At 35.4% G+C, this 11993-nt stretch carries 9 protein-coding genes and 4 tRNA genes; 10 read left to right on the forward strand and 3 right to left on the reverse strand.

Going from position 1 to position 11993, the window contains the following annotated elements:
- Positions 1 to 21: 21 nt before the first annotated feature.
- The 3 genes from ACPEIW_RS01830 to ACPEIW_RS01840 all read right to left on the reverse strand — a co-directional run bounded on the left by ACPEIW_RS01830 (position 22) and on the right by ACPEIW_RS01840 (position 4560).
- Positions 22 to 1206, reverse strand: coding sequence for a GDSL family lipase (locus ACPEIW_RS01830; protein ID WP_425664032.1), 1185 nt, complete (start codon positions 1204 to 1206; stop codon positions 22 to 24).
- A gap of 84 nt (positions 1207 to 1290) precedes the next feature.
- Positions 1291 to 3321: a beta-N-acetylhexosaminidase gene (locus ACPEIW_RS01835; protein WP_425664034.1), complete on the reverse strand. Its 2031-nt coding sequence runs from the start codon at positions 3319 to 3321 to the stop codon at positions 1291 to 1293.
- A 99-nt stretch (positions 3322 to 3420) separates the two neighbouring features.
- Entirely contained in the window at positions 3421 to 4560 is a 1140-nt protein-coding gene (locus ACPEIW_RS01840; protein WP_425664036.1) for an ROK family protein, read from the reverse strand.
- Positions 4561 to 4838: 278 nt separating this feature from the next.
- Between ACPEIW_RS01840 and ACPEIW_RS01845 the strand changes: the two genes are divergently transcribed.
- From ACPEIW_RS01845 to ACPEIW_RS01890, 10 genes are all read left to right on the forward strand, one after another.
- Positions 4839 to 5792 (forward strand): ROK family protein, encoded by a 954-nt coding sequence (locus tag ACPEIW_RS01845; RefSeq protein WP_425664038.1) that lies wholly within the window; start codon positions 4839 to 4841, stop codon positions 5790 to 5792.
- 75 nt (positions 5793 to 5867) lie between these two features.
- A complete protein-coding gene (locus ACPEIW_RS01850; RefSeq protein ID WP_016785565.1) occupies positions 5868 to 7151 on the forward strand; it encodes an ABC transporter substrate-binding protein in 1284 nt (427 codons plus the stop codon).
- Positions 7151 to 8122 (forward strand): carbohydrate ABC transporter permease, encoded by a 972-nt coding sequence (locus ACPEIW_RS01855; RefSeq protein ID WP_421778588.1) that lies wholly within the window; start codon positions 7151 to 7153, stop codon positions 8120 to 8122. The genes ACPEIW_RS01850 and ACPEIW_RS01855 overlap by 1 nt, the downstream gene beginning before the upstream one ends.
- Positions 8112 to 8954, forward strand: coding sequence for a carbohydrate ABC transporter permease (locus ACPEIW_RS01860; protein ID WP_016635532.1), 843 nt, complete (start codon positions 8112 to 8114; stop codon positions 8952 to 8954). The genes ACPEIW_RS01855 and ACPEIW_RS01860 overlap by 11 nt, the downstream gene beginning before the upstream one ends.
- A gap of 1 nt (position 8955) precedes the next feature.
- The gene (locus ACPEIW_RS01865) at positions 8956 to 10482 is read left to right on the forward strand and encodes a DUF4127 family protein (RefSeq protein WP_020973647.1); all 1527 of its coding nucleotides are present in this window, start codon (positions 8956 to 8958) and stop codon (positions 10480 to 10482) included.
- Positions 10483 to 10512: 30 nt separating this feature from the next.
- Positions 10513 to 11475: an acyltransferase domain-containing protein gene (locus tag ACPEIW_RS01870; RefSeq protein ID WP_425664042.1), complete on the forward strand. Its 963-nt coding sequence runs from the start codon at positions 10513 to 10515 to the stop codon at positions 11473 to 11475.
- A gap of 118 nt (positions 11476 to 11593) precedes the next feature.
- Positions 11594 to 11666 (forward strand) — tRNA-Gly (locus tag ACPEIW_RS01875).
- A 27-nt stretch (positions 11667 to 11693) separates the two neighbouring features.
- Positions 11694 to 11764 (forward strand) — tRNA-Cys (locus ACPEIW_RS01880).
- A 31-nt stretch (positions 11765 to 11795) separates the two neighbouring features.
- Positions 11796 to 11867 (forward strand) — tRNA-Val (locus ACPEIW_RS01885).
- Between the two features lie 40 nt (positions 11868 to 11907).
- Positions 11908 to 11980 (forward strand) — tRNA-Val (locus tag ACPEIW_RS01890).
- Positions 11981 to 11993: the final 13 nt, after the last annotated feature.

Below are 11993 nucleotides of genomic sequence, written 5' to 3' on the forward strand. Positions count from 1 at the left end.
TTCTTTTTTGATTGTCATCCTTTACATCAACTGTTTTATTTTATTAATTAAGATTTGCGCAGCATTTTTATGTGCTATTTTTCCAGGGTGACTGCATGCGCCAAGATTATTATCGCTAGTATTTTGTAATTCAATATAGAATATTTTCTTGTCGCTCGTTTTATTGCAGAAATCATTAATGGATTGTTTAATAAGATTCTCCAGCCTATTTCCAAGCATCCCATAGCACCAAATTATGGTTGAGTCTGGGTTAATATTTCTAACTGTTTCTAATAGGTTATTTACGCCGTTTTTAACTATCTTTGCAGACTCATTATCTAAGAAGTCATTTTCACTTGAGTTTAGAGCATTTTTATCTAAACTTAACTTGAATTTTTTATGTGTTTTCGGGTCTTCCCACTCGTTTGCAAAGCAAGCTGTGGCGTCGTTTGTTCCAAGATTTATAATAATAAAATCAGTGTTGTTTACTGGTTTATAGCTGTCGTTGCAGCCAAATTCAATGTTTCTCCCTTGAGCAGGTTTACAAATTTTTGAGTATATATTTGTTAATGTGCAATTAGGATTATTTTCGCAGTTGCAAACTATTCCCCAGCCTGCTTGAGATATTACGCTAAAATCTGCATTTAAGGCGTCTGACACTATTCTAGGGTATCCATTCCAAGCGCTAAAAATGGCAGAGCAATATTTCTGTATACTCGCATTTGCGCATGCTCCTTCTGCGCTTGTTATACTGTCTCCTATAAATTCAAGGGTTAAAGATGGTTTTTCTGGATTCCTAAAAGTTCCATCATATATGACTTTTTCTATAACAAAAGTTTGAGTCGGGTCTTCGTGCATAAACTGTGTTTCTTTTAGCAAACGTATTTTATGATATTTGTTATCTTCTAAATCGTTAGACAATTGGATTAAGTTAACGCCATTGTTAAGTGCTTGTTTGCTTATTTGGCACCCATCTATGTCTACGCTTACCCAAGGTTCATATTGTGTGTAAGATGACTCAATTACAAGTTTTAGTGAGTTTCCTGAATACAAAAATTCAACGCCGCTTCCAGTCCAATAAGTTGAATAGTATTTTTTGCTTCCACAAGGATTTTTTACATTATTATATCTTCCTAAAACTCTATGTTTTACATCGAATATGTTAGATATTTTTAATCCAGAGTCTAGAATTGCTTGTTCGTTGATTAAGCAGTTTGTGTTATTCATAAAAGCCTTCATCTTATATTTATAATTTTCATAAAATAGTCATCGGATAATAAATAGTAATAAAAAGTAATAAAAGTAATATATTTAATTGGCGTTTTTTAGCAGCCAATCTATGTGCCAATCAAAAACTTGTCGAATCCTGTACAAGTCTGCAGATTTTCCTATAGAATTCCACCTATTCGCATATTGAACAAACCAATTGTTTATAGTCTGTACAAAGTAAGCTACTTGGTCTTTGCTTATTTTACTGCTGCTATTTGAATATTCTGCGCTTGCGTTAAGAATATACAATCCAAGGCTGTTAAGTATTTGCTGGCCTTGAATGCTTAAAATTGTTGTGTTTATAAAGTCTTTATTTGTTCTTTCTTTGAGTGTGTAGCATTTGGAGCAAGAGTACGTTTTATAAAGATCATTTATGCATTTATACAATGTGTTGTTGTATTTTTCTGCATTTAATATTTGTTGATTTCTATCAGTCAAAAACTGTTTTCTTGCTTCTTTTAGAGATATGTCTTTTTTGAATCCTAATAAGAATAAAACATCTTTGTTTGAATCGCCATTATCATCAAGCTCTTTAAATTGCACCGCGTCTGACCAGCTAAATGCTTGTGAGTGTGATGCTTCTTGAAGAATATTGCATAATTGAGGGCAAGAGTTATCGGTAAGAATATTGCTTATATCTTTTAATAAGGTATTTAGCGAATTGATATCTGTAAAATCGTGTTCTACATTGTTTTTACTTATCTTGCTAGATCCCCATGAGTATTGAGCAGTCATAATCAAATAAGGCAAAGAGAGAATTGGATCATTTATATGACCATAATCTCCCCAGTCTGTGAGTAATAATCCACAAGCGTTATTTTTGTGAGCATATTTACACATTTTAGATATGTTGCTAACTGCGCAATCAAAGTCTGGTATTAGCCTATTCCATGTTTGTGTTCCAGGGCATACGTATTGCTGTGCGTTTTGATTATGTATTAATTTAACACTATCTTCTGTAACGTTTGCTGCATAATTCCAGTTTGCAAAAATAACATTTTTTGGAATGGCGCATAACATATTTGGATGTTTTAATGCAATATCTGCATACATTATTGGCTGCGATCCTATTTCTTGTAACGTATTGCATAATTTTTGAACGTAAGATGAATATAGGTTTGCTACGCCATCTTTTTGCGCAATTTCTTTGCTTTCTCCGCAGCCAAGATCAAAGGTTTCATCTGCGCCAATGTTGAATTTATTTGATCTAAATAATGCTGCATAATCTTTAATTCTTTTACTTATGAATGGTATTGTTTGTGGATTTACAGGATTAAATGTGTGATGCAGCATTCTTTCTACAAAACTAAACGGCCTTTGTGATTGGTTAGGGAATTCGCCAAGGTTTCTATAAGACGGACTTCTTAAAACTTCGTACATATGGCCAAAAGTTGCCATAGTAGGAACAAGCTCAATTCCTCGGTTGTAGCAATATTCGTCTAGTTCAATAATTTCACTGCATGTAAGTGGAGTATGCTTAATCCACGATTCAATAGTATTTTCTAAATCAATAGTATGCTCAACATAAAGCTGTAACTGGTTATATTTGTATAAGCACAATTGATCTACCAAAATCTTTAGCCAAGAAAGCTTAGGTATTCTACCTCTTGAAACGTCGTAAGAGTATGCTCTGACTGGTATTTTTGGAAAGTCTTCAATTTCTATTAAAGGCATACTTGTTCCAAATTGTTTAATTAACTGTCTTATAGTTTGTATTGCAAAACAAATACTCGGAATGTCTTTAGCTTCTACAGTGATTATTGCACGATTTATTCTTGGTTGATTATTTGCTAATGACGTATAAATTTTATATTCTTGTGCGCAAAGATCCTTGTTTATTGATACATTTATGGCGCTTTTATAGCCATCCCCGTAGCTAACATTCCAATCAAAATTAAATTGATTTTTTAAGTCTACGCATAACTGTTTTCCAGCAGTAGTAATTCTTGTATCTGGTTTAATATTTTTGAAACTAATATAGCTTGACTCTGGAAGAGTTGTGGAGTCATTTCCTGTAATTTTTAATTTTTGTGGATAAGGCACAAGTGTTATTGTTGATTCTTTTATATCCATGATTAATGCTTCTTTGCTATTTTTGTTTAAGTTTTATCTTTTAATACATACAATATGATTAAAGATTTTTATTGGTAAATATTGGTATATTTTCGTATATTAAAGATGCATAATTCTGTTTTGAATAACAGAAATGCATTCTCCAATAAGAGTTATGTCGTTATTACACGTACAGCGTCTTACTGTGCACGAATGTTTTGGATTATAAGGGCCGTACTCTTGTATGGCTTCTTCTGTTGCGCTTATAAAGACTTTGTTTACAATGTCGGATGGTCCATAAATAACAACATCTGTTAAGTCTAAAAGATTAATAGTTGTTGTAAGAGCTTTTCCTAAATGATGTCCAGCTTCTGTTAGTATGTCTATTCTTGCTTGATTAGATGTGAACATTTTTTTATGCAATATTTCTGCAGATATATATGTTTCTAAACATCCCTTTTTTCCACATGTGCAAGTTGGACCATTAGTGTCAATGGTTATATGACCGATTTCTCCTGCAGAATTGTTTATGCCAGTAATTATTGCGTCATTTATTAATATAGATGCTCCAACGCCTAGTGATAATTGTATAAATATAGTGTTTGATACTCCGTTGCCGAAAAATCTTTCTGCTAGAAGTGCGCTATTTGTATCGTGGTCAATAATAATAGGGCAGTCAAAATATTTGTTTAATTCTTCTTTAAGATTTATATTTTCCCACTTAAGATTTAATGAACGTATAACTTTTCCGTTGTTGTCTACAATTCCAGGAACAGCAATGCCTATTCCCAATATATTATTATTCGATTGCTTTATAAGAGTTTTGCACAATTCAACTATTTTGTCTGCGCTAACATCTGTGTTTTTGTATAGTGATATTTCTGATCGTTTTAATATATCTCCGCATAGGTTGAGGATTGCGCCTTGTATTAAGCATGGTTGAGAAATGTCAATAGCTATAATATTCCAATAAGTTGCATCAACTTCTAGTAATGTTCCTCTTTTACCACGTTCTATTTTTGATTCATGCCCACTTTCTATAAGCATGTGGTCATCTAGCATTTCGGATACAACGGTAGAGATTGATGCTTTTGAAAGTTCGGTCTTTCTTACAAGCATTGCTCTAGAGAGTATTTGCTTTGGGAATAAATAATTGAATACTAACATTCTATTATTTATTCTTGCATCTGCGGGTAGTGTTTTTTGAGAAACCGTCATCAGCTGATTTATCATCGACTGGGGTATTTGGGTATCTTCCATATTGCATCCCATCTTCAAGCCCTTTTATTTTTATATGTTACATATTATCAGATAAATATATAGTTTGGAACATATACTAAAAGATGTTTTTAGAAATTATTTTTTTGAATTTACGTTTTTTGTATTAATAAGTTATATTGCGAAACGCCTTTATTTTCAATGTTTTTTGATAAATATTATAAATGGTATTGCTTTTTTATTTTTTAGTGCAATAATTGTACTTAATCCAATAAATATGGACTTTACTTCAAGGTAGAGGTAATTGTAAGGAGTTTATTATGGCACTTGATTCGCCAATACGTATAGGTGTAGATGTTGGTGGCACAAAGGTGCTGTGTGCAGCTTTCGACACGCACAATAAGCCTATTGCGTATTCTCAAGTGTCTACTCATCAAGGAGAAAAAGAAATCGTTGATGAGGTGTGTAATCTCATATCAAAAGTGATTAAGCAAGTTAACAATATATATGGAAAGGAAGTTGATTTAAGTATCGGTATTGGAGTACCTGGATTAGTGAATCAAAACACTGGTTGCGTATGTGAATCGGTGAATTTGGGATCGCATAATCTAGATTTCAAATCTGAAATCTTAAATAGATTTGGAATAAATGCCTACATTGATAACGATGTTAATGCTGCAGCATTTGGTGCATACCATTATTATGGAGCAAATTCAAGCAGCTTAGTGTTCTTGAATTTAGGCACTGGTGTTTCGGCAGGAGTAGTTATTAATGGGTTGCTTTTCCACGGTTCGACTGGGATTGCAGGAGAGATAGGACACATAGTTGCAGACAAAAATGGTGCAATCTGCCCATGCGGTCAGCGTGGGTGTGTAGAAACAATAATATCTGGAAGTGCTTTAGCGCAAATGTGGCCTACCAAAAATGGATATCCTATTGCATCGTTGCTAAGAGAAGTCTCCAATAAAAATGAAAAGGCTGAAAAAGTCTGGCATAAATTCATATTCACGCTTGTAAGCACAATACAAATGCTCACAGTAACTTTTGACCCAAAAATTATTGTTATCGGCGGTGGCATAAGCAAGATAGGAACAATTTTATTAAAGGATATACAAAAAGTTATTGGTGAACTTGAGACAAAATCGCCATTTTTGTCCTCATTAAATATATCTAATCGTCTAGTGATTGCAGATCAAGAGGTGTTTTTTGGTGCGTTAGGAGCAGCTCTTATCGGCAATCACAATGACGATATAAAAAAGGAGGGAAATAATTAATTACATACATTTTCCAACTAGATATTGCTAATACGTAACTGTTAATACATAAATTGATTTCAAAGGAGAAACATTATGAATGCTATTGGTAAAGGTGTTATTGCTGGATGCGTCTCAATCGCAGCCGCACTATCGTTATGCGCATGCGGTTCTTCTGCAAATAATTCCGAATCTTCTACAGTATCTTTCCAAACTTGGAACCTTAAGAACGATACTTACACTCCATATTTTACAAAACTTATTAGTGAGTTTGAAAAAGAAAATCCTGGAGTAAAAGTCAAGTGGGTTGATCAGCCTGCAGAAAACTATGATTCAAAGTTATCTACGGATGCTGCAGCTGGTCAATTGCCAGATATTGTAAATGTTAACGAACAGCAAGCATACAATCTTGCAAAGTCTGGAGCGTTGCTGAATCTTAGTAAAGAAGCTGCAGGAATGGCCAAGGACTATTTGCCTCAGGTTTGGGATGGATCTAAATTCTCGGGCAATGGTATTGACGAAGGAGTCTACGGATTCCCATGGTACTTGAATATTGATGTTGCTTATTTGAACAAGGATGTTTTTGCTAACTGCGGTCTAGACATTAATAAGCCGCCAAAAACCTACAATGATTTATTTGATCAGGCAAATACGGTTAATGAAAAATGCGGTGGTAAGAGCTACATGATTGCTGTTCCATACGTATTCCCTTCGCAGTTTGAAGAGTATGGTGTTAACTTCTTGAGTAAAGACAGATCAAAGTTTACCTTTAACTCTAGCAAGGGTGTTGAGTATATTCAGCATTATGCAGATCTTTATAAGAAGGGTGCTATTCCTAAAGATGGAATGAACGCAAACATAATTAACGCAGAGAAACTATATTTCCAAGGAAACATAGCGTATATGCTTGATTCAACTTCTTCTGTTGCCGCATTTAAGGCAAATGCTCCGCAAGTCTATAAGCAACTTGATGTAGCACCATTGGCAACAAACAAGAAGAATACACTTAACCCAATGCTAATGGCAGTAAATTCTCAAACAAAGAATAAGAAAATGGCTTTGAAGCTCGCTAACTTCTTAACAAACAAGAAGAATCAAGTTGAGTTTTCTAAGAAGTCAAATACTTATCCTTCTGCAGCTGGCGCAATGGATGATCCATTCTTTAAGAGCATTGACGAATCTACTATAGAAGGCAAGGTTCTTAGAGTTGCTAAGGAAGAAATTGACAATGGTACTGTTGCAAACTTCCCACCAGAGATCTCCGATACTGACGGCGTAAACTATCTATCTCCTGAATTAACTCAGGCAATTCAAGGAGAAAAGGGAGTTAAAGAAGCGCTTGATAAAGCAGTTGCTGCACTAAACGACAGGTTAAAGTAATGATTTCTCCTATGAATAATCCACAAGCCGAGTCGGCAGTGAGTAGCAGCAATGCTGCTCCTGCCCCTCGGGGCATCTTCCGTAAAAAATTTAACGAAGATGGATGCATATCTTGGTTATTTGTTCTGCCAGCTTTAATCATACTTATATTGTTTTGCATCTATCCGTTTATAAACACTATCTTAAGATCTTTTACAAACGCTAGAATGCTTATACCTGGGCACAATGTTGGATTTGCAAATTACGTAAAACTATTTGGCGATAGTCGTTTTGTAACTGCTATTTTCAATTCTGCTTTATACACAGTATGCGTTGTGCCGTTTATGATTATTTTGCCTCTTATACTTGCTGCTTTAGTGAGTAAAGATTCAAAAATAATAGGATTCTTTAGAACAACCTACTACTTCCCAGTAGTGTTGTCTGCAGTGGTAATAGGGCTTATCTGGACTAACTTGCTCGATACAAGGGGATTAGTTAATTCCATTCTACAGATGATTCACGTAGTAACAGGGCCATTGCCATTCCTTACAGACAGATGGCTAACAATTTTTAGTGCAATGTTTGTAACAATATGGTTAGGTCTTGGATATTACATGATTATTTATTTAGCAGCTTTAGCTAACATAAATAAATCATTGTACGAAGCTGCCGATATAGACGGAGCTGGAATAATGCGCAAATTCTTCTGCATTACAGTACCAGGAGTTAGATCCACAATGACTCTAATAATGATGCTTTCGTCTGTAGCAGCATTCCGAGTGTTTAACGAGGTGTATGTAATTACTCGTGGTACAGGCGGAATAGGCGGAAAAGACATAACAATGACAATGCTGATTCAGCAAGAAGGAACAGGATTGAGTGCTCGTACTGGCTACGCTAGCGCAATAAGCGTTGTTCTGTTAATTATTGTTGGTTTTATAACAGTTATTCAGCAAATATTTGTTCACAGGGGTGCTGGAGATGAAAACTAATAACACTCATCGCGTTAGAATCGGAACGATAGTTCAATATTGCATTCTTGTATTAGTGTTCATATTGCTAGCTGGTCCATTAGTATGGGAAATTGCACTAGCATTTAAGGGCCCTAATGACAATGTTTTTGCAATGCCTCCGTATTTGATTCCGCATGATTTTACAGTGCAAAATTTTGTAAAAGCATTTAGAACAGTTCCTATACTTCACTATTTGTGCAATACCTTGATTGTTGTAGCAATGAATGTTTTGGGGAATATAATCGGATGCTCAATGGCTGGATATGCTTTTGGGTGCTTAAAGTTTAAGTTTAGTAAAATCGGTTATTTGCTTTTTGTTGCCGCAATCATCATGCCATGCGAAGGTATTCTTGTTTCTACATTCCTTCTAGTAAAAGGTATGGGATTAACGAATACTCTGTTTGGTTTGGCTTTGCCTGGTTTGATTGGCCCGTTAAACGTATTGCTTATGGTAAATGCGTTTAAATCTGTTCCGCAAGATTTACTAGAAGCTTCAAAAGTAGATGGAGCGAATATTTGGCAAAGATTCGTGTATGTAGCATTGCCGCAGGTAAAAGGAACGCTTACTGTTATTGGAATATTGTCGTTTGTTGGAAGCTACAACGACTTTTTGTGGCCATTGGTTGCATTAAGCGATGACGATAAATATACGCTTACTGTTGGCTTGAATCGTTTACAAGGAACGTTCTATACGGATCCTAGATTAGTTGCGGCTGGCGCAATAATATCGCTTGTTCCTATAGTTGTATTCTTTGCTTTATTCCAAAAGCATCTTTACAAAGGATTACAAGAAGGTGGGTTGAAAGGTTAAAATGAAAGTCTTATTTCTTCCATTAGACGAGCGACCTTGTAACTATAAGTTCCCAGAGCTTTTAGCTAAAAGTAGTGATTTTGACCTTGTAAATGTGCCGTTAGAATTATTAGGTAATAAAAAACAGTCTGCAGATATTAATGGAATAGTTGATTTCTTGATGGATAACGCCAAAAAATGTGATATTGCTATAATATCTGCAGACATGCTTGTGTATGGGGGATTGGTTCCTTCAAGAGTACATAATTTACAAAGCGATTGTTTGCAAAGTCGCCTGCGCGTATTAGAAAAGCTCAAAAAAGTTAATCCAAATATGACTTTATTTGTTTTTTGCACTGTTATGCGCGCGCCTGCGTATAACAGCAGCGATGAGGAGCCTGATTATTACGCAGAATATGGCAGGAGTCTTTATTTAAGAGCATATCTGAGTGATAAAAAGATTAGATGCAATGATCTAACACAATCGCAGGAGAAAGAGTTAGAATCTTTTGATATTCCTCAATATGTTATTGATGATTATGAAAATCGTCGTGATAAAAATCTTGGTATTAATATATCAATTCTTGATTTAGTAGCAAATAATACTATTGATTATCTTATTTTTCCACAAGACGATTCTAGTCCATACGGATATACTGCAGTGTCTCAAAGAAGACTTCAATCAGCTGTTTATTCTAAGAGGTTAAACAGTAGAGTTGCTATGTATCCTGGATCAGATGAAGTTGGCATGACTCTGCTTGCAAGAGCGTTTTGTAAATCGCATAGAATAAAGCCTGCTATAAGTGTTGAATATTCGTCTATATTAGGGCCAACAATAGTTCCTTCTTACGAAGATAGGCCTATGTTTGAAAGCCTAAAATCTCATGTTTTAGCTTGTGGAGCAAGGCTTTTAGAAAATTGGGAAGATAGCGATTTAGGTGATTTAAGCGGTTTAAGTGGACTAAACAACATTTGTTTGATGATTAATGCTCCTGGAAAAGTTATGCAAGAAGCAGAATTTTCTGTATCTAATCATGATGTAACGTATGACACGTATAGAAATTTAAATTATTTTACTAATCATATTTGCACGCTAGTTGAATCTGGTAAGAAAGTTGCATTATGTGATAGTGCGTATTCAAATGGTGGGGATTTGCAATTATTAACTTTGCTAGATGATAATAACGTTTTAGACAGAATTATTAGTTATGCGGGATGGAATACAAATTGCAATACTTTGGGAACAGTTTTATCTCAAGCAATTTTAGGCATTGATTCAAAAAGTATAAAGAAAAATATTGCATATAGAATAATCGAAGATGCGTTATATCAATCAAATATTCGATGGAATATAGCTAATAGGATTGATAATTATGGTGGTAATTATTTTGATGTAAAGCCATGCGAAGCGTGGGCTAAGTGCGAAGCTAAAAACTTGTTGCAGAAAGAGTATAGCAAGTTGAATTTATCGAAAGCGCTTCCTTTGAAAATCAATAATGTAGATTTTCCATGGAAAAGGATGTTTGAAGTTAATTTTGATTTGTTGTGAGTCTTGTTGTGAGTTTATTGTGAGGTAAAAATGTGTGATTTGTTAAAAGAAGATGAAAAGTCATACCTGATTTCGCAGACTGCAGAAGATGTTGAAAATCTGTGTAACGAATTGCATTTTGATGATTGCCTAACGCGCACAATAGTACAATCTTTTAAAAATATAGATATTTCTGTTTTGATGGATTGCATACAAGACCTTTTTAATGACGGGTTTAATCAAGAGTTAGCAGTTGCAAAATTGAATGAATATTGTGCTGATGATAGCGGAATGCGGATTCTTTCAATATTTATGGCATGCGTTCTTTTGGTGCGTAGAAGATATGAACAAGCTGGAATTAAAGATGAAGTCTTTTTAAGTACTTTTGGTTTTATTAAAAGATTTGTTAAGAAGATTCGTGTTGGCAAGTATCCTTTTGTTTTTAGCGAAGAATTTTGGTTCCCGCGTCTTCTTTCTATGAAAATATTTAGATTAGGTGAATTAGAATTTGAGTTTTGCAAAAGGCAAAATTTGGTAAGCGTACATATTCCGTCTGATGCAAAGTTAAGCATAGAAAATTTAACGATAAGTTTTATGTTGGCTAATGAGTTTATAGATAAGTACATTCCTGAGTTAAAGAATTGCACTTTTTATTGCATATCGTGGCTGCTTGATCCTGCTTTAGATAAGTTGCTACCAGAAAAGTCGAATATTCGAGTATTTAGATCTATGTTTCGCGTTTTTGGAATTGCATATTCTGACGACTATAAGCGTTGGGTTTTTGGAGAAAATTGCAAGATTTTTGGGCGTGGTGAAAATGGTGTAAATTGTGGCAAGGAAAACAATGTAGAAGCGTGTGGGGAAGTGCGCAAGGAAAGTGGCAAGGAAAGTGGCATGGAAAGTGACATGGAAAGTGGCAAGACGGAAACAAGTTTGCAAAAAAATATTAGGGAATATGTTGAAAATGGGGGAAGGATGGCGATTGGGTACGGAGTTTTAAAGAATGTTAGGTAGAAAATTTAACAGTGTTTGCTATTCGACACGCCAACGGGCGGCGGACTTGAATTTATAAATATTTCTGGTATAGTAGTTACTCGTGCTTCGGACTGGCATTAGTTAGCGAGAAAGCATTGCGGACATAGCTTAGTTGGTAAAGCGCAACCTTGCCAAGGTTGAGACCGCGGGTTCGAGTCCCGTTGTCCGCTCTAGGTCTGGTGAGTTATCGGCCTTGTGGTGGGTTAGCCAAGCGGTTAGGCAGCGGCCTGCAAAGCCGTATAGATGAGTTCGACTCTCGTACCCACCTCGATTGAGCGTGTTAGCTTAATAAACAACCTGGGCGGTTGGCGCAGTGGTAGCGCACTTCCCTGACACGGAAGGGGTCACAAGTTCGAACCTTGTATCGCCCACTCGAAAGGATTGCCTTTCACGCATAATTAAAAAAATTTTGGGTGATTGGCGCAGCGGCTAGCGCACTTCCTTCACACGGAAGGGGTCATAGGTTCGATTCCTATATCACCCACAATATGTTTGTT

Origin of the sequence: Gardnerella piotii, from assembly GCF_049815665.1 — a bacterium.
GTDB lineage: Bacteria > Actinomycetota > Actinomycetes > Actinomycetales > Bifidobacteriaceae > Bifidobacterium > Bifidobacterium piotii.

Excerpts from the sequence above, each read along its gene's own strand:
- ACPEIW_RS01860 (WP_016635532.1), top strand. The coding sequence starts at position 8,112 with ATGAAAACTAATAACACTCATCGCGTTAGAATCGGAACGATAGTTCAA.
- ACPEIW_RS01850 (WP_016785565.1), top strand. The coding sequence starts at position 5,868 with ATGAATGCTATTGGTAAAGGTGTTATTGCTGGATGCGTCTCAATCGCA.
- ACPEIW_RS01845 (WP_425664038.1), top strand. The coding sequence starts at position 4,839 with ATGGCACTTGATTCGCCAATACGTATAGGTGTAGATGTTGGTGGCACA.
- ACPEIW_RS01840 (WP_425664036.1), bottom strand. The coding sequence starts at position 4,560 with ATGGAAGATACCCAAATACCCCAGTCGATGATAAATCAGCTGATGACG.
- ACPEIW_RS01835 (WP_425664034.1), bottom strand. The coding sequence starts at position 3,321 with ATGGATATAAAAGAATCAACAATAACACTTGTGCCTTATCCACAAAAA.
- ACPEIW_RS01865 (WP_020973647.1), top strand. The coding sequence starts at position 8,956 with ATGAAAGTCTTATTTCTTCCATTAGACGAGCGACCTTGTAACTATAAG.
- ACPEIW_RS01830 (WP_425664032.1), bottom strand. The coding sequence starts at position 1,206 with ATGAATAACACAAACTGCTTAATCAACGAACAAGCAATTCTAGACTCT.
- ACPEIW_RS01855 (WP_421778588.1), top strand. The coding sequence starts at position 7,151 with ATGATTTCTCCTATGAATAATCCACAAGCCGAGTCGGCAGTGAGTAGC.
- ACPEIW_RS01870 (WP_425664042.1), top strand. The coding sequence starts at position 10,513 with ATGTGTGATTTGTTAAAAGAAGATGAAAAGTCATACCTGATTTCGCAG.